This is a genomic window from Micromonospora sp. CA-248260 (genome assembly GCF_050942205.1).
In the GTDB taxonomy this organism is placed as follows: Bacteria; Actinomycetota; Actinomycetes; order Mycobacteriales; family Micromonosporaceae; genus Micromonospora; species Micromonospora antibiotica.
Genome location: NZ_CP192021.1, coordinates 1,259,385 through 1,282,249 on the forward strand (window position 1 = coordinate 1,259,385; position 22,865 = coordinate 1,282,249).

21 protein-coding genes are annotated in these 22,865 nt (G+C 73.8%); 12 read left to right on the plus strand and 9 right to left on the minus strand.

Going from position 1 to position 22,865, the window contains the following annotated elements; all coding sequences use genetic code 11:
- Positions 1 to 11: 11 nt before the first annotated feature.
- A complete protein-coding gene (locus ACQP2H_RS05875; RefSeq protein WP_219467697.1) occupies positions 12 to 2,690 on the minus strand; it encodes a LuxR C-terminal-related transcriptional regulator in 2,679 nt (892 codons plus the stop codon).
- Between the two features lie 195 nt (positions 2,691 to 2,885).
- On the opposite strand from ACQP2H_RS05875, the gene ACQP2H_RS05880 reads away from it, so the two are divergent.
- The 9 genes from ACQP2H_RS05880 to rdgB all read left to right on the plus strand — a co-directional run bounded on the left by ACQP2H_RS05880 (position 2,886) and on the right by rdgB (position 9,689).
- Complete coding sequence (locus ACQP2H_RS05880) at positions 2,886 to 4,427, plus strand: hypothetical protein (protein ID WP_219467702.1); 1,542 nt, start codon at positions 2,886 to 2,888, stop codon at positions 4,425 to 4,427.
- Between the two features lie 133 nt (positions 4,428 to 4,560).
- Positions 4,561 to 4,851 (plus strand): ATP-dependent Clp protease adapter ClpS, encoded by a 291-nt coding sequence (gene clpS / locus ACQP2H_RS05885; protein ID WP_091251593.1) that lies wholly within the window; start codon positions 4,561 to 4,563, stop codon positions 4,849 to 4,851.
- Between the two features lie 61 nt (positions 4,852 to 4,912).
- Positions 4,913 to 5,407 carry a DUF2017 domain-containing protein gene (locus tag ACQP2H_RS05890; protein ID WP_219470718.1) on the plus strand — a complete coding sequence of 165 codons (495 nt, stop codon included), beginning with the start codon at positions 4,913 to 4,915 and terminating at the stop codon, positions 5,405 to 5,407.
- Between the two features lie 55 nt (positions 5,408 to 5,462).
- Positions 5,463 to 5,951, plus strand: coding sequence for a Mov34/MPN/PAD-1 family protein (locus tag ACQP2H_RS05895; protein WP_067313938.1), 489 nt, complete (start codon positions 5,463 to 5,465; stop codon positions 5,949 to 5,951).
- A 61-nt stretch (positions 5,952 to 6,012) separates the two neighbouring features.
- Positions 6,013 to 6,378: a MoaD/ThiS family protein gene (locus ACQP2H_RS05900; protein WP_219467707.1), complete on the plus strand. Its 366-nt coding sequence runs from the start codon at positions 6,013 to 6,015 to the stop codon at positions 6,376 to 6,378.
- Between the two features lie 11 nt (positions 6,379 to 6,389).
- Positions 6,390 to 7,355, plus strand: coding sequence for a PLP-dependent cysteine synthase family protein (locus ACQP2H_RS05905; protein ID WP_208567432.1), 966 nt, complete (start codon positions 6,390 to 6,392; stop codon positions 7,353 to 7,355).
- Positions 7,356 to 7,549: 194 nt separating this feature from the next.
- The gene (locus ACQP2H_RS05910) at positions 7,550 to 8,296 is read left to right on the plus strand and encodes an MBL fold metallo-hydrolase (RefSeq protein ID WP_208567431.1); all 747 of its coding nucleotides are present in this window, start codon (positions 7,550 to 7,552) and stop codon (positions 8,294 to 8,296) included.
- Positions 8,297 to 8,349: 53 nt separating this feature from the next.
- The gene (gene rph / locus ACQP2H_RS05915) at positions 8,350 to 9,078 is read left to right on the plus strand and encodes a ribonuclease PH (RefSeq protein ID WP_204927210.1); all 729 of its coding nucleotides are present in this window, start codon (positions 8,350 to 8,352) and stop codon (positions 9,076 to 9,078) included.
- Positions 9,075 to 9,689, plus strand: coding sequence for an RdgB/HAM1 family non-canonical purine NTP pyrophosphatase (gene rdgB / locus ACQP2H_RS05920; RefSeq protein ID WP_208567430.1), 615 nt, complete (start codon positions 9,075 to 9,077; stop codon positions 9,687 to 9,689). Before rph ends, rdgB begins: the two co-directional genes overlap by 4 nt.
- 770 nt (positions 9,690 to 10,459) lie before the next feature.
- Here rdgB and hutH read toward each other — a convergent pair.
- From hutH to ACQP2H_RS05955, 7 genes are all read right to left on the minus strand, one after another.
- The gene (gene hutH / locus ACQP2H_RS05925) at positions 10,460 to 11,998 is read right to left on the minus strand and encodes a histidine ammonia-lyase (protein WP_363820124.1); all 1,539 of its coding nucleotides are present in this window, start codon (positions 11,996 to 11,998) and stop codon (positions 10,460 to 10,462) included.
- Positions 11,986 to 13,179, minus strand: a complete 1,194-nt coding sequence (hutI, locus tag ACQP2H_RS05930) for an imidazolonepropionase (protein WP_219467713.1) — start codon at positions 13,177 to 13,179, stop codon at positions 11,986 to 11,988. The genes hutH and hutI overlap by 13 nt, the downstream gene beginning before the upstream one ends.
- Before the next feature lie 75 nt (positions 13,180 to 13,254).
- A complete protein-coding gene (locus tag ACQP2H_RS05935; protein ID WP_219470720.1) occupies positions 13,255 to 14,610 on the minus strand; it encodes a formimidoylglutamate deiminase in 1,356 nt (451 codons plus the stop codon).
- The gene (locus ACQP2H_RS05940) at positions 14,607 to 15,836 is read right to left on the minus strand and encodes an allantoate amidohydrolase (RefSeq protein ID WP_433231495.1); all 1,230 of its coding nucleotides are present in this window, start codon (positions 15,834 to 15,836) and stop codon (positions 14,607 to 14,609) included. The genes ACQP2H_RS05935 and ACQP2H_RS05940 overlap by 4 nt, the downstream gene beginning before the upstream one ends.
- A 55-nt stretch (positions 15,837 to 15,891) precedes the next feature.
- On the minus strand, positions 15,892 to 17,544 hold the full coding sequence (hutU, locus tag ACQP2H_RS05945; protein ID WP_433231498.1) for a urocanate hydratase: 1,653 nt from the start codon (positions 17,542 to 17,544) through the stop codon (positions 15,892 to 15,894).
- Positions 17,545 to 17,556: 12 nt separating this feature from the next.
- A complete protein-coding gene (locus ACQP2H_RS05950) occupies positions 17,557 to 18,408 on the minus strand; it encodes a MurR/RpiR family transcriptional regulator (protein WP_208567425.1) in 852 nt (283 codons plus the stop codon).
- 135 nt (positions 18,409 to 18,543) lie between these two features.
- On the minus strand, positions 18,544 to 19,488 hold the full coding sequence (locus tag ACQP2H_RS05955) for an LCP family protein (protein WP_219470722.1): 945 nt from the start codon (positions 19,486 to 19,488) through the stop codon (positions 18,544 to 18,546).
- Between the two features lie 222 nt (positions 19,489 to 19,710).
- Between ACQP2H_RS05955 and ACQP2H_RS05960 the strand changes: the two genes are divergently transcribed.
- From ACQP2H_RS05960 to ACQP2H_RS05970, 3 genes are all read left to right on the plus strand, one after another.
- Entirely contained in the window at positions 19,711 to 20,544 is an 834-nt protein-coding gene (locus ACQP2H_RS05960; protein ID WP_363820136.1) for an O-methyltransferase, read from the plus strand.
- Positions 20,545 to 20,713: 169 nt separating this feature from the next.
- Complete coding sequence (locus ACQP2H_RS05965; protein WP_219467725.1) at positions 20,714 to 21,031, plus strand: hypothetical protein; 318 nt, start codon at positions 20,714 to 20,716, stop codon at positions 21,029 to 21,031.
- 63 nt (positions 21,032 to 21,094) lie between these two features.
- Entirely contained in the window at positions 21,095 to 22,174 is a 1,080-nt protein-coding gene (locus ACQP2H_RS05970; RefSeq protein WP_357534732.1) for an expansin EXLX1 family cellulose-binding protein, read from the plus strand.
- 153 nt (positions 22,175 to 22,327) lie between these two features.
- Here ACQP2H_RS05970 and ACQP2H_RS05975 read toward each other — a convergent pair whose 3' ends face one another.
- Positions 22,328 to 22,855 (minus strand): GNAT family N-acetyltransferase, encoded by a 528-nt coding sequence (locus ACQP2H_RS05975; RefSeq protein ID WP_219467728.1) that lies wholly within the window; start codon positions 22,853 to 22,855, stop codon positions 22,328 to 22,330.
- Positions 22,856 to 22,865: the final 10 nt, after the last annotated feature.

Here is a 22,865-nt window from a genome sequence, read left to right on the forward strand (position 1 = left end):
CAGCCTAGAGTTCACCCGGCCGGGCCGCCGCCGTGGCCCGGGATCGCCCGCAACGCCGCGCCCAGCTCGGCGCGACTGGTGATGCCGAGTTTGCTGTAGACCCGCTGGAGGTGGTTCTCCACCGTCCGGTGCGACAGGAACAACCGGCTCGCGATCGCCCGGCTGGTCACCCCGGTGGCGGCGAAACCGGCGATCTCCAGCTCCCGGTCGCTCAGCGTCGGGCGCAGCGCGTCCAACGCCGGGGTACGGATCTCGTCACAGCGGGTGAGCAGGGCGGCGAGCCGTTCGTGCGCGGCGGCGGCCGACGCCGACCGGTTGCGCCGCCACCCATGCAGGGCCGTCGCCGTGGCGTCGACCGCCCAGACCGTCAGGTCCAGCTTCGCGAATCCGTCGGCCACCTCCAGCAGGGCCGCCCCGTCCCGCTCGGCGGCGGCCCGGGCGTGCCGGGCGAGCAGCGGAGCCAGCACCCCGTCGACGGTCTCGGAGAGTTCGGCCAGCCGCTGCGCGACCGTACGCCGGAAGCTGTCGGTGCAGGTCGGCCCGACCGCAGCGGTGGCCTGGCCGAGGCGGACCAGGTCGTGCAGGACCAGCGCCTCGTGACCGGCGAAGCCGTCGGCGCGCAACCGGTCGGCCAGCTCGCACAGCTGCCTGGTGGCCCCGGTCAGGTCGCCCCCGGCCGCCAGCACCGCGCCCCGGGCCTGCTCCAGCCATGGTCGGAGCACCGCCATGCCGGGGGCCTGGGTGCGGTCGGCCTCGGCCATCGCCGCGACCGCGGTCGCCACGTCGCCGCGCAGCAGCGCGGCCTGGGCCCGCTCGGCGTGGGCCAGGCCGGCGAAGACCCGGCTGGTGGCGAGCACCGCGCAGGCACCGAGGCTGGCCTTGAGCGCGCCGTCGCCGCGACCCCGCAGCCGCGCCGCGTACGCCTGGAGGATGGACAGGTAGCCGGTGCCGAGCCGGAAGTCCCCGGCGCCGGCCTGGTCGGCGAACTCGTCGGCCACGATGGCGTCGATGCCGGCGAGGTCCCCGCAGAGCGCCAACCGGGTGCCCCGGGCCAACTCCATGGCCAGTTGCAGGTACGGCATGTCGGCCCGCCAGTTCGCCGCCTCCGCCTGCACCCGGTCGATCGCCGTGGCGCTGGCCCGGAACCGGCCGTGCACGGCGTCGACGTGGGCGATCGTGCACCGGGCCAGTTCCCGGGCCGCGACACTGGCCGCCGGGCGGTCCAGCACCGACCGGCCGAGTCGCAGCGCGGTGTCGACGTCCAGGCCGTGCAGCCGCATGATCGCCTCGAAGGCGCGGACCCGGGCCTGGTGCCCGGGATCGGTGAGGGCCTGCCCGGCCACCGCGATAGTGTCCACCGTGGACTGTTCGCTGAGCCCCCAGTAGCTGACCATCCCGCGTACGGTCAGCCACCGGCTGCGGCGGTGCTCACAGGCGATGTCACCGGCCACCGCGTCGAGCACCCCGATCGCCTCCGTCGGCCGGTCGCCGAACATCAGGATGGTGGCGAGGAGTTCGGCGGCGTCGTAGCCGCCGTCGGCGTCGAGCGCCGCGCGGGCCAACCGGGTGGCCAGCGGCACGTCGTAGCGGGTGAACGCCTGGACGGCCGCCTGGAGCAGCAGACCGGGGTCCTGGGCGGTGCCGGAGTCCAGCCGCCACACCGCCACCCGCAGCAGGTCGCCCCGGCGGCGGGCGCCGGCCAGCTCCACCCGTTCGGCGAGCTGGGCCTGCAGGCGGCGGGTCCGGCTGACCGGGCAGCGCCGACGGATCACCTCGCCGTAGAGCGGATGGGCGAGCCGGACGTCGACCCGGCGGTCGTCCGGCACGACGGTGATCAGGCCGCGTTCCTCGGCGACCTCGACGTCGGCCGGGTCGGCGGCCCGGTCGAGCAGCCGCAGGCCGAGCGGTTCACCGAAGGCGACCAGCTCCACCACCGCCCGGACCCCGGGTGCCAATCGACCGATCCGGGTGTCGATGAGATCGGTGAGGCTGGGGGCCAGCTCCAACCGCCCGGTCCACCGCCACAACCCGTAGGTGCGGACCATCTCACCCCCGGTGGTGGCGGCCAGCACCAGCTCCCGCAGCAGCAGCGGGTTGCCGGCGCAGAGCCGGAACAACCGCTCGGCGGAACCGGAGTCGACCGGCCCGGCCAGCAGGGCGGCGAGCAGACCGGCGGTCTCGCCGGGGCCGAGGGGGGCCAGCTCGGCGTGCGTGACGAGATCGTCGGTCCACAGTGCCCGGATGGGCAGCGGGATCTGCTCGCCGCTGCGCAGGGTGCCCAGCACGGTGGTGTTCTCGGCGCGGGCGAGCAGGTGGACCAGCGCCGCCGAGGGCGGGTCGAGCAGGTGCGCGTCGTCGATGGCGAGCACGATGCGCCGCCCGGCGGCCTGCTCCTGGAGCACCTCGACTCCCCAGCGCAGCACCCCCGCGGGGGACAGGCCCGGCGGTTGCTCGGCCGGCAGCACCGGGGCGAGCCCGCCGAAGGGCAGCGCCGCGGTGGCCGTGCTGGCCGCGACGAACGACAGGGCGTAGCGGTCGGTGGGTAGCGCGGCCACCCCCTCGCGCAGCAGCCGGCTCTTGCCGACGCCCGCGCTGCCGCTGAAGAAGAGGCCGTGTCCCTGCTCGTCGTGCACCGCTGCCAACAGACGGCTGAGTTCATCCGTTCGGCCGACGAAACTCCACCGACTCATCTGAGCAGCATATCGATGTAAATCGGTCCGGAGGTGCCTGGTGACGCTGTGAAGTTGAGTAACGCCACAGTTACCGCTGAGTATTCGGATGTTTCGGTGACGTCGGGTGCGCCCCGTAACCTTCCGGCAGCCAAAAGTCACCGACCGGACGTCCTACACGGGTGCAGACCGTCGCCCGTGTCAAGCGGAGGCCGCATGAAGCCCGGACCACCCCCCGGGGTCGACCTGACCGACGACCCGTCCGACGAGCCCGGTGCCGGCGGGCTGCGCGCCCCGGGCCCGTTCCCGGGCCACCTGCGGATCGACGAGGTCCACCCCGACGAACCCCTCGCCGTGGTCGCCGCCGGCCCCGCCGGGGCGGCCCGCCGCGAGGTGCTCGCCGCGCTGCTCGGGATCCCCTCCGGGATGCTCGCCGTGCCGGCGGGCAGCAGCCTGCTGGTCCGGCACGCCCGGGTCGCCACCCGGGCGGCCTACGTACCCGGCTACCGTCAGCCGCACTTCTACGGGGCCGACCAGGCGGCGGCCGGCCCGGCGCTGGCCCGGGCGCCGCGTCGGGTCGAGTTGAGCCTGCCGGAGCCGCTGCTGCGGCACTTCGCCGTGCTCGACACACCGGACACCGACACCCTGGGCGTGGCCGGTGGGCGGGTCCTGCTGGACGCGGTGACCCGCTCCGGCGCGCTGCTCTTCGTGATCGGCGCCGACCAGACCCTCACCGCCGCCGAGCTGCACCTGCTCGCCGAGGTGGCCCGTACCTCGGCGCGGGTCTTCTTCGTGGTCACCCCGGGGGCGGGCGGCTGGGTGCCACCGGAGGCGGCGGCGACCGACGGCACGGGGGTGTCCGTCCCGCCGCCCCCGGCCGGCCCTGCGGTCGATCCGGTCGCGGCGCACCGGGCCACGCTGCTGGCCACGGTGCCGGACCTGGCCGGGGCCGACTGGTTCCCCGTGCACCGGGCCGAGCACCCGGGCCTGCGGCGGGCGCTGGTCGGCTGGTCGGCCGTCGAAGGGCTGCGGCGGGCGAGTTCGCGTTCACCGCTGCCGCCCGGCAGCCACGGGCGGGTGCCGGTGGCCGCCGACCCGCCCGGCGACGACTGGGGCGACCGGTTGCAGCGGCAGAGCCGGTCCTGCGCCCGTGCCATCCGTCAGCACCTCGCCCTCGAGCTGGCCGCCGTCCACCTGCGTGCCGTCCAGGAGATCGTCTTCGGGGCGGGCTGCGCGGGTCTACCCACACTGCTCGACCGGGAACTGGAGGCCCTCTCCCTGCTCGCCACCCGCCAGCAGGACCGGGCCGCCCGGGAGATCGTCGACGAGGCTGCCGCCCGGGTCTTCGGCGCATCGTTGCCCGAGGGGGCGCGGCAGCGGATCGACGCCGCCGTCGGGTGGGGGCTGGCCGACCACCCGTCCGGCCAGGATCTGGACCGGGTGCTCCTGGTAACCAGCACCGCAGGGGTGGCGGTGGTGTCCGGGGCCGGCGCGCTGGACGCGTTGGCCGGTCATCCCGGCGCACCGCGGACCGAGGTGCTGCCGCCGATCGGGGTCGCCCTCTCCGGCGGGTGCTGGCAACACTGGCGCAGCCCCGGCAACGACGAGCCGAACGCGGCCCGCGCCTGGGTGCAACGGGCGCTGCGCGAGGTCGAGTTGGACCTGTCCCGCGAGGTGTCCCGGCGGTTCGAGGCGTTGCGGCTCTCGCTCGACGGGGTCCTCTCCGACGCCCTCGACCACGGCATCCTGCTCGCCTGAGCCACCGAGGGTTTTCGTGCGCATCCCCGCCGTGTCCGTACCTTGCCGGGTTTCCGCAGCTCGGGAGGGTGATCCAGGCCGCCCCGGCGTTCCGGTTCATCGGATCGCCACTTCCGGTGGCACGATGGGGGGCATGGCGGCTCCACAGGTTGCACCGGTCGAGACGCCGGACACCGACGAGGTGCCGGTCGCGGACCGGCAGTGGGTGACGATCGTCTGGGACGACCCGGTCAACCTCATGACGTACGTGACCTGGGTCTTTCAGAAGCTGTTCGGTTACAGCCGGGAGAAGGCCGAGAAGTTGATGCTGGACGTGCACCACAAGGGCCGTGCCGTGGTGTCCAGCGGCGCCCGGGAGCGGATGGAGCACGACGCGTCGCAGCTGCACGCGTACGGCCTCTGGGCGACGGTGGACCGCTCGTGAGCGCGAGGAGTGAGCCGGTGTTGCGAGCCCCGCAGTCGCGAACGGAGATGATCCGGTGAGCATGTTCCGTCGCCAGGGCGACCGTTACGTGGCGACCTTCGCGGTGGACGAGGCCCGGGTGCTGCGCAAGGTCGCCAGTGAGGTGGTCGGGCTGCTCACCGACGGCTTCGACCCGGCCGACCCGGTCGTGGGCCGGCTCTTTCCCGACGCCTACCCGGACGATCCGGCCGGGGCGGCGGAGTTCCGTCGGTACACCGAGGGCGACCTGAAGACCGCCAAGATCGACCAGGCGGGCGCGGTGCTGGCCGCGCTGCCCGACTCCGCCGGCGGCGAGGTGCGGCTGGACGCGGAGGCGGCCGAGGCGTGGTTACGGGCGCTCAACGACGCCCGGCTCGCGATGGGTGTCCGGTTGGAGATCAAGGACGGCACGGACCTGGGCGAGGAACTCGACGACGCGGTCGCCGAGGACCCGACCTCGTCCCGGGTGTTCCAACTGTCGGTCTACGCCTATCTGGGTTATCTCCAGGAATCCCTGCTCAACGCCTTGATCGACTGAACTGTGACGGTCACCGCCTCGCCGGGTCCGCCGGACGGGCGCTAGGCTGGTCGTCGTGCTGAGCATCGACCGATCGATCGTCGAGGCGATCGTCGCCCACGCGCGCCGGGACCACCCGGACGAGGCGTGTGGGGTCGTCGCCGGACCCGTCGGCGGCGACACCCCTACCCGGCACATTCCGATGGACAACGCGGCCCGCTCGATGACGTTCTACGAGTTCGACTCGATGGAGCACCTGCGGGTGTGGCGGGAGATGGACGACCGCGACGAGGAACCGGTCGTCATCTACCACTCGCACACCGCGACCGAGGCGTACCCGTCCCGGACGGACGTCGCCTTCGCCGGTGAGCCGGGCGCGCACTACCTGCTGGTCTCCACCCGCGAGCCGGACACCGAGGAGATCCGGTCCTTCCGGATCGTCGACGGCGTGGTGACCGAGGAGCCGGTGCGGATCGTGGACGCCGGGGTGGACCCGCACGCGGTCCAGTCCTACATGTTCGGGCAGAGCCCGGCGACGGTCGACTACGAGTGTTCCGGCAGCTGACCTTCAGCTCCGCACACCCTTTCCGTCCGGCACCGAGGCACACCCGACCAAGGAGTACGTCATGGCCATCGAGGTTCGCATCCCCACCATCCTGCGCAGCTACACCGGCGGCGCGAAGGTCGTCGAGGGCGCCGGGGACACCCTGGGCGACCTGCTCACCGACCTGGACACCCGGCACGCCGGCCTGAAGGCCCGGCTGGTCACCGACGCGGGCGTGCTGCACCGTTTCGTCAACGTCTACGTCAACGACGAGGACGTCCGGTTCCTGGGCGCGCTGGACGCCAAGCTCAACGACGGCGACAGCGTGACCGTGCTGCCGGCCGTGGCCGGTGGGGCGTTCGGCTTCGCCGCTGCGGCGGCGATCAGCCAGCACCGTGCGGCCACCGCGGCGGTGGCGGCACGGCGCGCGGCCGTCGCCCCCCGCTGAGGGCGGGCGTCATGGCGCGGTACGACAGCCTGCTCGACGCCTGCGGCGGCACCCCCCTGGTGGGGTTGCCCCGGCTCTCGCCGACGGTGCCCGACGGGGCACCGCCGGTGCGGCTCTGGGCCAAGCTGGAGGACCGGAACCCCACCGGCAGCATCAAGGACCGCGCGGCCCTGTTCATGGTCCGCGCGGCAGAGCAGGCCGGCCGGCTCCGCCCGGGGGACACCATCCTCGAGCCGACCAGCGGCAACACCGGTATCGCGTTGGCCATGGTGGCCAAGCTGCGCGGCTACCGGCTGGTCTGCGTGATGCCGGAGAACGTTTCCACCGAGCGGGTCCAGCTGCTCCGGATGTACGGCGCGGAGATCATCTTTTCGCCGGCGGCGGGTGGTTCCAACCAGGCCGTCGCCACCGCGAAGCAGATCTCGGCCGACCATCCGGACTGGGTCATGCTCTACCAATACGGCAACGAGGCCAACGCCCGGGCGCACTACGAGACCACCGGGCCCGAGCTGCTGCACGACCTGCCCACCATCACGCACTTCGTGGCGGGCCTGGGCACCACCGGCACCCTGATGGGCACCGGGCGGTTCCTGCGGGAGAAGGTCGAGGGCATCCAGGTGGTGGCGGCCGAGCCGCGCTACGGCGAACTGGTCTACGGCCTGCGCAACATCGACGAGGGCTACGTCCCCGAGTTGTACGACGCGACGGTGCTCAACCGCCGCTTCTCGGTCGGCACCCGGGACGCGGTGCTGCGCACCCGGCAGTTGGTGGAGGTGGAGGGGATCTTCGCCGGCTTCTCCACCGGGGCGATCCTGCACGCCGCCCTGGCCGTGGCGCACGAGGCGGCGCGGGACGGCCGACGGGCCGACGTCGCCTTCGTGGTCTGCGACGGTGGCTGGAAGTACCTCTCCACCGGGGCGTACGGCGGCACGCTCGCCGACGCCGAGGGCGCCCTGGAGGGGCAGCTCTGGGCCTGACCCACCGGGTGGGCCGGTCGACGGGACCGTCGGCCGGCCCTGTGGGTGTCACGTTGGTGACAACTTCCAGTAGATGATTCTTGCCCTGCCGTCGCTGCGCGTAGGCTGCCCAGCGTGGCGTACGCGTCGGTTGAGATCATCAGCGGTGCTGACCCCGGCGTGTCGACTACGCCTAGTAATCGTGGGGCCACCCGATGCGGCTGACCGTTCTGGGCTGCGCGGGGAGCTTCCCCGGCCCTGAGTCCCCCTGCTCCGCCTACCTTGTCGAGGCGCAGGGTTTCCGCCTGCTGGTCGACTTCGGGCCGGGCTCGCTGTCCACCCTCCAGCGGTACGCCGGGCTGCACGCCCCGGACGCCATCCTCCTGACCCACCTGCACTGCGACCACATTCTCGACGCCGCGTCATACGTGGTGGTCCGGCGGTACGCCCCGGACGGGCCGTACCCGCCGCTGCCGGTCTACGCGCCGCCGGGGGCCCCGGACCGGCTCGCCACCGCCTACGGCCAGGACGACAGCGGCGTCGAGGACGTCTACCAGTTCTACGGGCTCCAGCCGGGCACCTTCCCGATCGGCCCGTTCACCGTCACCGTCGACCGGGTGAACCATCCCGTCGAGACCTACGGGGTGCGGTTGGAGCACGAGGGCCGGGTGCTCTGCTACTCATCGGACACCGCCCCCTGCGACGCGCTGCTGCGGCTCGCCCAGGACGCCGACGTCTTCCTCTGCGAAGCCAGCTACCTCGACGGGGTGGACAATCCACCGGACCTGCACCTCACCGGCCGGGAGGCCGGCGAAACGGCTACCAAGGCCGGGGTGGGCCGACTGCTGCTGACCCATCTGGTGGTGGCCTGGGGCAGCGAGTCGCACACCATCGCCTCGGCCGCCGGGGCCTTCACGGGGCCGATGGAAGTGGTCCGGGCCGGCGCCACCTACGACATCTGAGCACACCGGGCACCCGGGCATGCGCCGATCATGCGACCGCATAGGGTGCAGGGATGGCACGACCTGACGGGCGGCGACCCGACCAACTCCGACCGGTGACGTTGACCCGGGGCTGGAGCACCCACCCGGAGGGCTCGGTGCTCGTCGAGTTCGGCGGCACCCGGGTGCTCTGCACCGCAAGCGTCACCGAGGGTGTGCCCCGCTGGCGCAAGGGCTCCGGGCTCGGCTGGGTCACCGCCGAGTACGCGATGCTGCCCCGGGCCACCAACACCCGCTCGGACCGGGAGAGCGTCCGTGGCAAGATCGGTGGGCGGACCCACGAGATCTCCCGGCTGATCGGCCGCAGCCTGCGCGCCTGCGTCGACCTCAAGGCGCTCGGCGAGAACTCGATCGTGCTCGACTGCGACGTGCTCCAGGCCGACGGCGGCACCCGTACCGCCTCGATCACCGGCGCGTACGTGGCCCTCTATGACGCGGTGAGCTGGCTTGCCGGCCGTAAGTCGTTGGCCGGCAAGCCGGAGAAGGTGATGCACCGCTCGGTGGCCGCGGTCAGCGTCGGGATCGTCGCGGGCGAGCCGCTGCTCGACCTCTGCTATGTGGAGGACGTGGCCGCCGAGGTGGACATGAACGTCGTCTGCACCGGCGAGGGGGACTTCGTCGAGGTGCAGGGCACGGGCGAGGACGGTGTCTTCTCCCGGGCGCAGCTCGACGCGTTGTTGGACGTCGCGTCGTTGGGTTGTCTGGAACTGGCCGAGGCCCAGCGGAAGGCGCTCGCATCATGAACAAGGTCCTGCTCGCCACCCGGAACCGCAAAAAGCTGGTGGAGTTGCAGCGCATCCTGGACGGCGCGCTCGGCGCGCACCGGATCGCCCTGCTCGGCCTCGACGACGTCGAGGAGTATCCCGAGCTGCCGGAGACCGGCCTCACCTTCGGTGAGAACGCCCTGATCAAGGCTCGGGAGGGCTGCCGGCGTACGGGTCTGCCCACCATCGCCGACGACTCCGGCATCGCGGTGGACGCGCTCAACGGCATGCCGGGGGTCTTCAGCGCCCGCTGGGCGGGGCGGCACGGCGACGACCGGGCCAACCTGCAACTGGTGCTGGACCAGATCGCCGACCTGCCTGACGAGCACCGGGGGGCGGCCTTCGTGTGCACCGTGGCGCTGGTGCTGCCGGGCGGCAAGGAACACCTGGTCGACGGCCGCCAGTCGGGCCGGCTGCTGCGCGCCCCGCGCGGCGACGGCGGTTTCGGGTACGACCCGATCTTCCTCGGCGACGGCCAGGACCGCACCAACGCGGAGCTGACCCCGCAGGAGAAGGACGCGATCAGCCACCGGGGCAAGGCGTTGCGCGAGTTGGCGAAGCTGGCCGCCAAGGTGCTGCCCGCCACCTGACTCCCGCGTTCCTCTGCTCCTCGGGTGGCCCTCTCCGGGCAGGGGTGGCTCATTCCGCTGCTCGGCTCGTGACGGGCTCGGCATCCCGTAGGCATCCAGGCGTCGCCACTGCCCGGGGAGTGGCCGGCGCGGTTCCGTGGCGCGCTCTTCCGTCTGCGGTGCCGCATGCCCGTCGCCCCTCCGCTGCGGGCCCGGCCGACGAAACACGCTCCTCTTCGTCCCGTCCCGCCCCACTACGCCAAGCCCTCCTGTTCACCAAGAGTGACCGCCTGGCCGGCAAGACCCAATGGCATCCGCATCCTTTGCTCTGCTGCCCTTGAAGCGACGCATGCCGAGAGTCACTGCCTCTATCGGAGGCTTTTCCGACCGGGTTCCGGTTTCTGCTGGTGAGAGCGGCGTCGCGTCTATGGCAGCAGAGCAAAGGATGCGAGTGGGGATAGGTGAGGGTGACGAGCTTCGCCACTCTCGGTAACGATAGTGGGGAAGAAGAAATATCACGGATTGTGGTGGCAGATGGGATGGCTTCCGGGGGTGCGGTGATTGTGGTCCAGCTGAGGGGCGCGGTGGAGTGTGATAGCGGTGGCCGGCCCACGACGGCGGTGAACCTGCCGGGGTGAGTGCCCAGGCCCCGACCGACTCCGCCGAGGGCGACCGACTCCATCGGGGGCGACCGGACTCCGCCGGGGGCGACCGGACTCCGCCGGGGGCAGCGGGTCCTGCCAGGACGGAGTGGGGGTGGGGAGGTCCGGGAAAGCCGGGGCGGCGGGCGGTCAGCCCAGGGGGCCGATCTCCCGCTCGATGGCGCTACGCAGGTCGGGGCCGGCGAGCACGGCGCGGGCCGCTTCCATCACCGGGGCGAGGAAGACATCGGGACCGGGCTCGCCGGCCGCACCCCCGAGTGCGGCCACGGCGGCCCGGCCGGCCGGTGACGGCTCCAGCGGTGCGCGCAGTTGCAGGCCCCGTACCGCCGCCAGCAGCTCCACGGCGAGCAGGCTGGTCAGGTTGTCCAGCACGGTGCGCAGCTTCTTGGTCGCCGCCCAGCCCATCGAGACGTGGTCCTCCTGCATGCCACTGGTGGGCAGCGAGTCGACCGAAGCGGGCGCGGCCAGCCGGCGGTTCTCCGCGACGATCCCGGCGGCCGTGTACTGGGCGATCATCAGCCCGGAGTTCACCCCCGCGTCGGGGGACAGGAACGCCGGCAGGTCCCGGTTGCGGGTCACGTCGAGCAGCCGGTCCACCCGGCGTTCCGCGATCGCCCCCACCTCGGCGGCGGCGATGGCCAGGTAGTCGGCGGCGAAACCGAGCGGAGCGCCGTGGAAGTTGCCTGTCGACTCGACCCGGCCGTCCGGCAACACCACCGGGTTGTCCACCACCGAGACCAGCTCCCGGCCGGCCACCGTCGCGACGAAGTCCAGGGTGTCCCGGGCCGCGCCGGCCACCTGCGGAGCACACCGCATCGAGTACGCGTCCTGCACGGCGTGCGCCAGGTCGTCACGGTGCGAGTCCATCACCCGGGAATCCTGGAGCAGCCGGTGAATGTTCGCCGCCGAGGCGGCCTGCCCCGGGTGCGGCCGGATGGCGTGCAGCTCGGGCAGGAAGGGGCGCTCCGAGCCGAGCATCGCCTCGATGGCCAGCGCGGCGGTCACGTCGGCCATGGCGAACAGGTGCCGGGCGTCCGCGACGGCCAGCAGCAGCATCCCGAGCATCCCGTCGGTGCCGTTGATCAGCGCCAGCCCCTCCTTGGCGGCCAACGCGACCGGGGTCAGCCCGGCGGCGCGCAGCGCGTCGGCGGCGTCGACCCGTTCGCCGGCCGGTCCCAGCACCCACCCCTCGCCGAGCAGCACCAGCGCGCAGTGCGCCAGCGGCGCCAGGTCACCGGAGGCACCGAGCGAGCCGTGCTCCGGCACCCACGGGGTGACGTCGGAGTTGAGCAGGTCGACCAGCCCCTGCGCGAGCAGCGGACGGACCCCGGAGCGGCCCAGTGCCAACGAGCGGACCCGCAGCAGCATCATCGCCCGCACCACCTCGCGGGGCATCGGCGCACCCACCCCGGCCGCATGCGAACGGATCAGCGCGTGCTGCAACTCGGCCCGGCGCTGCGGGGCGACGAAGGTGTTGGCCAGGGCCCCGAAACCGGTGGAGACGCCGTACACCGGGCGGCCGGCGGCCTCGATGCCGTCCACGATGGACCGACTGTCGACCATCGCCTCGACGGCGGCCGGAGCGAGGACGACCCGGGCGTCGCCGCGGGCCACGGCGAGCACGTCGGCGGGGGTGATCCCGGTGGGCTGGACGGTCACAGTCGACATTGCGGTACTCCGTTGTGCAGGACCTGGCGGACCAGTGGGACACCCGGCCGGTAGGCCAGGTGCAGGTGGGACGGGGCGTCGAGGATCATCAGGTCGGCCCGTACGCCGGGGCGCAGCACCCCGACGTCGGTGCGGCGCAACGCCTGCGCGCCGCCCGCCGTCGCGGCCCAGACCGCCTCCGCCGGGGTCATCCGCATCTCGCGGACGGCCAGCGCGACGCAGAACGGCATCGACGAGGTGTACGACGACCCGGGGTTGCAGTCCGTGGCCAGCGCCACGGTCACCCCCGCGTCGAGCAGCCGCCTGGCATCCGGGTACGGCGACCTGGTGGAGAACTCCGCCCCCGGCAGCAGGGTCGCCACGGTCGGATCGGTGGTGGTGGCCGAGCCGGCCAGCGCGTCGACGTCGGCGTCGGACAGGTGGGTGCAGTGGTCGACGCTGGCCGCCCCCAGCTCCACCCCCAGCCGTACCCCCGGCCCCGGGCCGAGCTGGTTGGCGTGCAACCGCAGCCCCAGCCCGGCGGCCTGCCCGACGGTGAGGATCGCCCGGGTGTGGTCGGCGTCGAAGGCGCCCCGTTCACAGAACACGTCCACCCAGCGGGCGTACGGCGCGGCGGCGGTGAGCATCGGCCCGCACACCAGCCCCACGTAGTCGTCGGGGCGGCCCGCGTACTCGGCGGGGACGACGTGCGCGCCGAGGAAGGTGGTCTCGGCGGCCACCTCGGCGGCGATCCGCAGCGAGCGGGCCTCGTCGGCGACGGTCAGGCCGTACCCACTCTTGATCTCCATGGTGGTGGTGCCCTGCCGCATCGCCTCGTCGCGCAGCCGGTGCACGGTGTCCCGCAGGTCGTCGTCGGAGGCCGCCCGGGTCGCACCGACCGTGGTCCGGATACCCCCTCCGGTGTACGGCTCACCGGCCATCCGGGCCGCGAACTCCGCCGCCCGGTCCCCGGCGAACACCAGGTGCGCATGGCTGTCCACGAACCCGGGCAGCACCGCGCCCCCCTCGGCGTCGATCCGCCGGTCGGCGGCCGGCGCATAGCGGGCCGGGCCGATCCAGACGACCCGACCCGCCTCCACCAGCAGGGCGACCCCCCGCCGCAGACCCAACGGCCCGTCCCCGCCGGCCGCCGGCACGTTGGTGACCAACTCGCCGATGTTGTCGACCAGCAGGCTGCTCACGCCGCCCCTCCCGTCCCGGACCGGCCGCCCCCGCCGCGAGTCGCCGGCCGCTGCCCGGACCCGGCCGGGACCCGGCTAGTCACCGGTCACCGCCGCGATCGCCGCGCGCAGCTCAGCCGGCACGTCCACGGTCAGGTGCCGGCCGTCGCGCACCACCTGCCGCCCGTCGACCACCACCTGGTCGACGTCGGCGGCGGTGGCCGCGAAGAACACCCCCACCGGCGGCACCCCGGCGGTACGCGGGCTGTCCAGCCGTACGGTCACCAGGTCGGCGCGTTCCCCGACGGCGATCCGGCCGGCGTCGGCCCAGCCCAGCGCGGCGTGCCCGGTGACGGTGGCCGCGTCGCGCAGCGCGGCGGCGGTGAAGTGCCCGCGTCGCCGGGTACGCAGCCGCTCGTCCAACTCCACCGCGCGGGCCTCCTCGAACAGGTCGACCACGGCGTGACTGTCGCTGCCCAGGCTCAGCGGGATGCCGGCGTCGGCCATCAGCCGGGCCGGCCCGATCCCGTCGGCCAGGTCCCGTTCCGTGGTGGGGCACAGACACACCCCGGTCCGGTGCTCGGCCAGCAGGGCCAGGTCGGCACCGGTCGGGTGGGTGGCGTGCACGGCGGTGACGTCCGGACCGAGCACCCCGCGGTCGGCGAGCAGCCCGGTCGGGGTACGTCCGTGCGCCGTCCGGCAGGCGTCGTTCTCGGCGGGCTGCTCCGACAGGTGCACGTGCAGCGGGGCACCCTGCCGGTACGCCCACCCGGCGACGCTGGCGAGCTGGTCCGCCGGCACCGCGCGTACCGAGTGGATCGCCGCCCCGCGCAGCGCGTGCGCCCCGGCTGGCCGGAACCCGTCGACCCGTTCCGCCCAGCGCAGCGCGTCCCCGTCACCGAAGCGCCGCTGCACCCCGACCAACGGCTCCCCGGCCACCGAGGCGGTCAGGTAACAGGCGTCCAGCAGGGTGATCCGGATACCGGCCTGCGCCGCCGCCTCGACAAGCGCCGCACCCATCGCGTTCGGGTCGTCGTACGGCCGGCTGTCGGGGCCGTGGTGCAGGTAGTGGAACTCGCCGACGCAGGTCACCCCGGCCAGCGCCATCTCCGCGTACGCGGCCCGGGCCAGCGCCAGGTAGGAGTCGGGATCGAGCCGGCCGGCGACGGCGTACATCTGCTCCCGCCAGCTCCAGAAGTCACCCCGCCCGCCGTGGGTACGCCCGCGCAACGCCCGGTGGAAGGCGTGCGAGTGGGCGTTGGCCAGGCCGGGCAGGGTGAGCCCGGGCAGCCGTACCGCCTCGGCGAGCACCTCGACCCCGGTCTGCGGCGACGTGCCCCGGGCCAGCGGCGTGACGGCGGTGAACCGGCCGTCCTCGGCCTCGATCAGTACGTCCGGGGTCGGTGCGGCATGATCGGGCAGCCACGCCTGTTCGGCCAGCCAACGGGTCAGTGGCATGCCAGCTCCTCCAGCACCCGGGCCAGCGCGACCACCCCGGCCGCACAGTCGTCGTCGGTGGCCGCCTCGGCGGGGGAGTGCGACACCCCGGTCGGGTTGCGCACGAACAGCATCGCGGTGGGCAGGTGCGCGGCGAGCACCCCGGCGTCGTGGCCGGCCCCGGTGGGCAGCACCGGCGCGGCCAGCAGCCCCGCCAGCCGGTCGGCCAGCCCGCCGTCGAAGGTGACCAGCGGGGTGGCCGACTCCCGGGTCACGGTCAGCTCGGTGCCGTCGCGGCGGGCCCGCTCGGCGGCCTTGGCCTGCACCGCCTCGACCAGGCCGTGCAGGGTGTCCGGTTCGGCCGCGCGCGCGTCCAGCCAGCCGGTCACCGTCGACGCGATCGCGTTGGTGGCGTTGGGTTCCACCGACATCCGGCCCACGGTGGCGTGCGCGCCGCGCAGCCGGGCCTCCTTGTTCGCGGCGAGCACGGTGAACGCGAAGGTGAGCATCGGGTCGCGGCGGTCGGCCATCCGGGTCGTACCGGCGTGGTTGCCCTCGCCGCGCAGCTCGAAGCGCCACCGGCCGTGCGGCCAGATGGCGCTCGCCACCGCGACCGGCGCGTCGGCGTCGACAAGCGCCCGCCCCTGCTCGACGTGCAGTTCCACGAACGCGGCGAACCGCCCGAGCAGCGCCGGGTCGGCCCCCGCCGGCCGGTGGCCCAGCGCCTCGGCGAAGCTCACCCCGGCCGCGTCGCGCAGCCCGGCCGCGCGGTCGGCGTCGATTTCGCCGGTGAGCAGCCTCGACCCCAGGCACGGTACGCCGAACCGGGCCCCCTCCTCCTCGACGAACGCGGCCACCACCACCGGCCGGACCGGGGTGACGCCTGCGGCCCGCAGCTCGTCCACGGCGAGGAACGCGCTGACGATGCCGAGCGGCCCGTCGTACGCCCCGCCGTGCGGCACCGAGTCGAAGTGGCTGCCGGTCAGCACCGCCCCACCGGTGTTCGGCCCGTCGGTGTTCGGCCCGTCGGTGGGCGGGTCGCCCCACCAGGCGAACAGGTTGCCGTTGCCGTCCCCGCTGACCGGCATGCCCCGCAGGTCGGCCTGCTCCCGGAACCACTCCCGCAGCCGCAGCTCCGGCGGGGTCAGCGCGTACCGCAGATAGCCGCCGCTGTCGGCGTCCCGGCCGACCGGCGCGATCTCGTCCCACAACTCCCGGAACCGCCCGGCAAGGCCGCTCACGCGGTTTCCCCTTCGTTCGCGACTGCGGGGCTCCGCTGCGCTGCGCTCCTCGCGCTCATCGGTGCTCGGCCATGGGAATGCGGACGTTGTCGCGCTCGGCGACGTCGCGGGCGGTGTCGTAGCCGGCGTCGACGTGTCGGATGACGCCCATCGCCGGGTCGTTGCTGAGCACCCGTTCGATCTTCTGCCCGGCCAGCGCGGTGCCGTCGGCGACGCAGACCTGACCGGCGTGGATGGAGCGGCCGATGCCCACCCCACCGCCGTGGTGGATCGACACCCAGGATGCGCCGCTGGCGGTGTTGACCAGCGCGTTGAGCAGCGGCCAGTCGGCGATCGCGTCGGACCCGTCGGCCATCGCCTCGGTCTCCCGGTACGGGCTGGCGACGCTGCCGCAGTCCAGGTGGTCCCGGCCGATCACGACCGGCGCGGACAGCTCCCCGGCGGCGACCATGTCGTTGAACCGCACCCCGGCGACGTCCCGTTCGCCGTAGCCCAGCCAGCAGATCCGGGCCGGCAGGCCCTGGAAGGCGACCCGTTCGCCGGCCAGCCGCATCCACCGGGCCAGCGACTCGTTCTCGGGGAACAGGTCGAGGATGGCCCGGTCGGTGGCGGCGATGTCGGCCGGGTCGCCGGAGAGCGCCGCCCAGCGGAACGGCCCCTTACCCTCGCAGAACAGCGGCCTGATGTACGCCGGCACGAAACCGGGGAAGTCGAACGCCCGCGCGTAGCCGCCCGACTGGGCCTCGCCCCGGATCGAGTTGCCGTAGTCGAAGACCTCCGCGCCCGCGTCGAGGAAGCCGACCATCGCCTCGACGTGCTTCGCCATCGACGCCCGCGCCCGGTCGGTGAACTCGGCCGGCTTGGCCGCCGCGTAGTCCCGGGCGTCGGGCAACTCCACCCCCTCCGGCAGGTACGACAGCGGGTCGTGCGCGCTGGTCTGGTCGGTGACCACGTCGACGGCCACGCCCCGGCGCAGCAGCTCGGGGAAGACGGTGGCGGCGTTGCCGACCACACCGACGCTCAACGCCCGCCGGTCCCGCTTCGCGGCCAGCACCCGGGCGACGGCGTCGTCGAGCGAGTCGGCCACCTCGTCGAGGTAGCGGTCGTGCACCCGCCGGTCGAGCCGGGTGCGGTCCACGTCCACGATCAGGCAGACGCCGTCGTTCATGGTGACCGCGAGGGGTTGCGCCCCGCCCATCCCGCCGCAGCCGGCGGTGAGGGTCAGCGTCCCGGCGAGGCTGCCGCCGAAGCACTTCGCGGCGACGGCGGCGAACGTCTCGTAGGTGCCCTGGAGGATGCCCTGGGTGCCGATGTAGATCCACGAACCGGCGGTCATCTGCCCGTACATGGTCAGGCCGAGGGATTCCAGCCGGCGGAATTCGGGCCAGGTGGCCCAGTCGCCGACCAGGTTGGAGTTGGCCAGCAGCACCCGGGGGGCCCACTCGTGGGTGCGCATGACCCCGACCGGGCGACCCGACTGCACCAGCATCGTCTCGTCGTCGCGCAGCCCGGTGAGGGTGCGCACCAGCGCGTGGTACGACGGCCAGTCCCGGGCCGCCTTCCCGGTGCCGCCGTAGACCACCAGGTCGTCGGGGCGTTCGGCCACCTCCGGGTCGAGGTTGTTCATCAGCATCCGCAGGGCGGCCTCCTGCGGCCACCCCTGCGCGGTACGGGTGGTGCCACGGGCGGCACGGACGGGCTGGTGCATGGCGTACTCCTCTCAGCCGAGGAACAACTGACGACGGGCGGCGGACGACTCGAACGCCTCCAGGCGGCGCTGGGTCTGGATCGGGGCGGCGTCACAGATCGCCTGGAGCACCACCATGGCCAGGGTCATCGGGGCGGTGTGCAGGTCGAAGACGAGGTCGGTGCCGACGGCGGCGGGGAGCACCAGCTCGGCGTACTCGGTGGCGGGGCTGACCGGGGAGTCGGTGATCGCGACGACGGTGAGGCCGGCGTCGCGGGCGGCGCGCAGCGCGTCGAGGGTCTCCCGGGGGTAGCGGGGCAGCACGAAGGCGAGCAGCGCGTCAGCCCCGGCCGAGGCGGCCTGTTCGAGCCGGTCGGTGAGCAGGCTGCCTCCGTCGTCGAGGACCCGGACGTCGGGCAGCACCTTGGCGGCGAAGTACGCGAAGTAGGCGGCCAGCGGCGCGGCGGCCCGTAGGCCGAGCACCGGCAGGGGGCGGCTCGCCGCGAGCAGCCGACCGGCGGTGGCGATCCTGTCCCGGTCGGCCAGCTCGCCGGCCAGCCGGTCCAGGTTGGCCATCTCGGCGCGTACCGCGAGTTGCAGTTCGTTGCCGTCGTCGGGGCGACCGTCGGGCCCGGCGGCGGTCAGCTCGCGCAGCCGGCGGCGCAGCGCCGGGTAGCCGTCGTGGCCCAGCGCCACGGCGAACCGGGTCACCGACGGCTGGCTGACCCCGGCAAGCTCCGCCACCTCGGCCGCCGACAGGTAGGCCACGGTGGCGGCGTGCTGCACGAGGCAGTGCGCGATGCGCCGTTGGGTGGGGGTGAGCCGGACCCCGTGGAACAGGTCGAGCAGCCGGTCCGGCGGCGCGGCGACGGCTCCGTCATTCATGCCGCGACTCTATGCATGAAATATTTCAGGAGCAACCACCGCCCGCCCCCGCCCGACGCCGCCCGGACAGGCGATCGTCGTCCGGGCCGCCGGGACGCGGGTGCCTGCCGTCGGGGCCGGTGGTCGCCGTCCGCCTCAGCGGGCGGCGCGGACGATCTCGGCGGTGGCGTCCCGGCGGACCGCGTCGTAGAACGCCTCGGACTTCTGCTCGTCGGCGAAGACCACGCTCTCGGTGCCCACCCGGCCGGTGCCCCGCGACGGGCTGGTGACGAAGGTGAGGTTGCCGCCGCGCAGGCCGCGCAGCTCGGTCGCCAGGTCCAGCAGCGACATCTCCCGGTCGACGGAGACCGACGACGAGGCGGCCCGGACGAAGTCGTTGAGCTTCCCCGGACTGGTCAGGATGCCGCCGGTGGCCGCCTTGTCGAGGATCGCCCGGATCACCTGCTGCTGGTGCCGGATCCGGGCGAAGTCGCCGTCCGGGAACTGCTTGCGCTGCCGGGAGTAGTCCAGCGCTGTCGCCCCGTCCATCGTCTGCCGCCCGGCGGGGAAGGTGCGCAGCGGCGGGTGGATCGAGGTGAACCGGTGGTCGACGGTGATGTCGACCCCGCCCAGCGCGTCGATGATCTCCTGGAAGCCGGCGAAGTCGACCACCGCCACGTGGTCGACGTGCACCCGGGTGAACTCCTCGACGGTCTGCACCATCAGCGGAATCCCACCCCAGGCGTACGCCGCGTTGATCTTCGCGGTCCGGCCGCCGTGTCGGCCGTCCGCCGACCGGGGTACGCGGACCCAGGTGTCCCGGGGGATCGAGACGAGCTGGGCGCTCTTCCGGTCCTTCGGCAGGTGGGCCAGGATGATCGTGTCGGTGCGGGACCCCTCGGTCCGTTCCGGGTCCCGGGAGTCGCTGCCCAGGACCATGATGTTCATGGCGTCCCGGGCCACCACCGGCGGTCGGTTCTGCGTCGGCACCCCGGTGAAGGCGTCCACCCGCTCGACGTCCTTGTCGACCGAGCGCAGATAGAGCGCGCCCGCGCCGACGCCACCCGCCCCCAGCAGGGCCAGGGCCAGCAGCACGATCAGTGCGATCCGCCAGCCCCGTCGGCGCTTCGGCGGCGACCCCGGGGCGTCGTCGGACCGGGTCGGAGCGGGTTCCGAAACGTTCTCACCTGCTGGCACGGCCGCATGTTACTGAGCCGCCACCCAGTACGGCAGCCCACGTTCGCCCGACGGCCCGAGGCCCGAAAAGCCGCCGTACGCTGGACGTTCAGCCGCCCGTCACCTGCGGCTGGTAGAAACCGCGCCGTGGATGCGACGAGACTGCGCCGGGCCATCGCCCGCACCCCGCTGGCACCGGTGGCCGCCTTCCCCGGGCGGCTCGCCAGGGTCGCCAGGTACGACGCGAAGGTGCTGCGCACCTCGGCCCGCTGGCTGGCCACCTCCCGGGAGCACCACAACTACACCTACGAACTGACCCGGCTCAGCCGGGAGCACCTGACCTGGTTCGTCAGCGTGGTCTGCGACGTCCCGGTGGCCCGGGTCCGGGGCCACCTCGCCGAGATCACCGGCGACGCGACGCTGCGCCGGCACATCGAACAGGCCACCGCCCGGTCCGCCCGACGCGGCCTGGCCGACCGCCGGGTCCGCTACGCGCGCCGGATCGGCTGGTACGCGATCGTCCGGGCCACCCGGCCCACCCACGTCGTCGAGACCGGCACCGACAAGGGGTTGGGTAGCTGCGTCCTCGCCGCCGCCCTGCTGCGCAACGCCGCCGAGGGGCACCCCGGCCGGCTCACCTCGCTGGACGTCAACCCGGAGGCCGGCTACCTGGCCCGCAGCGCACCCTGGGCCGACGTGATCGACCTGGTGGTCGGCGACTCGGTCACCGCGATCGCCGCCCTGGAGCGGCCGGTCGACCTGTTCCTGCACGACAGCGACCACAGCCACGACCACGAACGCCGCGAGTTCGACGCCGTCGAGCCGAAGCTGGCCCCCGGCGCGATCCTGCTCACCGACAACGTCACCACCACCGGGGTGCTCGCCGAACACGCCGAACGCACCGGCCGCCGGTTCCTCGCCTACCGCGAGACCCCGCTCGACCACTGGTACCCCGGCGACGGCATCGGTGTCGCCTGGTGAGCGGCCCGCCCCGCGGAGCCGGGGCGACCGGCGTGGACCCGGGTGGGGCGGGCCGCCGTGCCCGACCGGTGCCGGACGGCCGAGCCGTACTCCGCCGGCCGGGGTGTTGCCCCCGGTACGGTGCCGGATCGATGATTGCCGAATCGCCACCATCGACGGAGGAGTCGGCATGCAGGTTCTCCACCACCCCCGCGTGGCCTGGGACATGGCCCGCCTGATCGTCGCGAGCGTCCCCGACGACGAACTCTTCGACTGGCTGCGCGCCGAACTCGGTGAACTGCTCGGCCCCGACCACGCCGGCTCCCTCCAGGACACCCGGCGGCGGCTGCTGCCATGGGCCCGGACCACGCCCGAGGCCGCCGCCGTCGAAGCCGGCCGCTGGCGGGTCCGCCTGGAGGACCTGCTGCGTACCCGGCCGGAGACCGCCGAACCGCTGCAGTCGCTCACCGTGATCGCGTCGGGCCTCCACCGTAACCGGATCGGCTGACCGGCTTAGCTTTCGCTTAGCCCGCTTGTCCCCGGGTCGTCGCCTGCGGCAGCATCGGTCGGCGTGACCGATGGCAGCGTGTCCCAGCAACCCGACCCCGGGCCGGGCGGTCGCGCCCCCGCCGCGCGTCCCGGGCCGGGGCGTCGCCGCGCCCAGGGTGGCGGACGCCGCCGCTGGCTGGCCGCCGGTGGCGTCGCCGCGCTCGCCACCGTGCTCGGGCTGAGCCTCGCGCTGCGCTCCGGAGCCGCCCCCGCCTGCGCCGCCCCGCCGGTCGCGCTGGCCGGTGCCGGGCCGGTGGCCGCCGGGCGGCTGGCACTGGCGGCCCCACCCACCGGTAGTACGGTCCACAAGGGGAAAGCCACCTTCTACGACTCGAAGGGGGCCGGCGGGAACTGCTCCTACCCGTCCGCCCCGGCCGACCGGATGTACGTGGCCCTCGGCCCCACCGAGTACAGCTCCGGCGCGGCCTGCGGCGGGTACCTCGACGTCACCGGCCCGCGGGGCACCGTCCGGGTCCTGATCATGGACCAGTGCCCGGAGTGCGCCCCCGGGCACGTCGACCTCTCCCGCGAGGCGTTCGCCCGGATCGCCGACCCGGTGCAGGGCATCGTCAACGTCAGCTACCGCGCGGCCGTCGACCCGCCACTGTCCGGCCCGCTGACCTTCCGGATCAAGGAGGGCGCGTCGCAGTACTGGTTCGCGGTGCTGGTCGCCGAGCACGGCAACCCGCTGCGCGCCGTCGAGGTACGCCAGGGCTCCGGCGCCTGGCGTACCGCCGCCCGGCAGGACTACAACTACTGGCAGATCGACTCGGGTGCCGGTCCCGGCCCGTACGCCGTCCGGGTCACCGACGTGTACGGCCACCGCGTCACCGCCAGCGGCGTCACCATGTCCCCCGGCCGGGTCCAGCGCAGCACCGTGAAGATGTACGGCGGCAGCGCCCCCGCCGCGCGGAAGAACCCGACCAGCCGGCCGTCCTCCCCGAGCCCCGCCGCCAGCCCGACCCGGGCCACCGCCAGCCCGTCGGCGGTCGCCTCCGCCAGTTCACCAGGTGCACCGCAGGTCAGCGACCCACCCGCGCTCGCCGCGTCGAAGGCGGAGCCGGGCGCGGGCCGGCCGGTCGACTGCACGTCCCGGGGCTGACTCCCGCCGGTCCTCCACCGCCGCTGCCCGCCTCGGCTCGGCGGGACCAGCCGCGCGTCGCCCGGTCGCCGGAGCGGCCCGTCCGTCGGGAGCGGGGCCGGCCGGACGCCGCCGGGTCGACCCGGCGGCGGTCGAACGCGGTCCGTCGGACGGTCAGTCCGGGGTGTCCAGGTCCCGCCACATGAGGATCTCGTCCCGGTCGTCGTCGGCTGCCACCCGCAGCGCGCCCGGCAGCCGGCCCACCTCGCGGTAACCGAGCCGGTCGTAGAACCTCTCCAGGCCCAGCCCGCCGCGCACCGTCACGTGCAGCGCCCGCCAACCCAGCTCGGGCGCGCGCCGGGCGGCCTCCCGCATCAGGGCCTGCCCGTGGCCGCGCCCCTGGGTGGCCGGGTGCACCATCACCCGCTTGAGGATGCCCCAGTGCGCCTTCAACCCGAACCGGTTGTCGGCGAGGAACAACACTGCGACCGGTCGGTCACTCTCGTAGCCGACCAGCATCCGGTCCGGACCGTCGGTGACGGCGGCGAAGGTCGCCTCGGCGACGGGGCGTACGTCGGCAGTGGTGACCGGGGCGACGAAGCCGACCGCGCCGCCGGCGTTGGTGACCTCGACCCACAGGTCGACGATCTGTTCGCGCAGGGCGGGGGTGAGATCGGGGTCGAGGACGAAACGCAGGCTCACCCTGTCGATC

Coding starts and splice junctions, on each gene's coding strand:
- ACQP2H_RS05875 (WP_219467697.1), bottom strand. CDS start 2,690: ATGAGTCGGTGGAGTTTCGTCGGCCGAACGGATGAACTCAGCCGTCTG.
- ACQP2H_RS05880 (WP_219467702.1), top strand. CDS start 2,886: ATGAAGCCCGGACCACCCCCCGGGGTCGACCTGACCGACGACCCGTCC.
- clpS (WP_091251593.1), top strand. CDS start 4,561: ATGGCGGCTCCACAGGTTGCACCGGTCGAGACGCCGGACACCGACGAG.
- ACQP2H_RS05890 (WP_219470718.1), top strand. CDS start 4,913: ATGTTCCGTCGCCAGGGCGACCGTTACGTGGCGACCTTCGCGGTGGAC.
- ACQP2H_RS05900 (WP_219467707.1), top strand. CDS start 6,013: ATGGCCATCGAGGTTCGCATCCCCACCATCCTGCGCAGCTACACCGGC.
- ACQP2H_RS05905 (WP_208567432.1), top strand. CDS start 6,390: ATGGCGCGGTACGACAGCCTGCTCGACGCCTGCGGCGGCACCCCCCTG.
- ACQP2H_RS05910 (WP_208567431.1), top strand. CDS start 7,550: ATGCGGCTGACCGTTCTGGGCTGCGCGGGGAGCTTCCCCGGCCCTGAG.
- rph (WP_204927210.1), top strand. CDS start 8,350: ATGGCACGACCTGACGGGCGGCGACCCGACCAACTCCGACCGGTGACG.
- rdgB (WP_208567430.1), top strand. CDS start 9,075: ATGAACAAGGTCCTGCTCGCCACCCGGAACCGCAAAAAGCTGGTGGAG.
- hutH (WP_363820124.1), bottom strand. CDS start 11,998: ATGTCGACTGTGACCGTCCAGCCCACCGGGATCACCCCCGCCGACGTG.
- hutU (WP_433231498.1), bottom strand. CDS start 17,544: ATGCACCAGCCCGTCCGTGCCGCCCGTGGCACCACCCGTACCGCGCAG.
- ACQP2H_RS05950 (WP_208567425.1), bottom strand. CDS start 18,408: ATGAATGACGGAGCCGTCGCCGCGCCGCCGGACCGGCTGCTCGACCTG.
- ACQP2H_RS05965 (WP_219467725.1), top strand. CDS start 20,714: ATGCAGGTTCTCCACCACCCCCGCGTGGCCTGGGACATGGCCCGCCTG.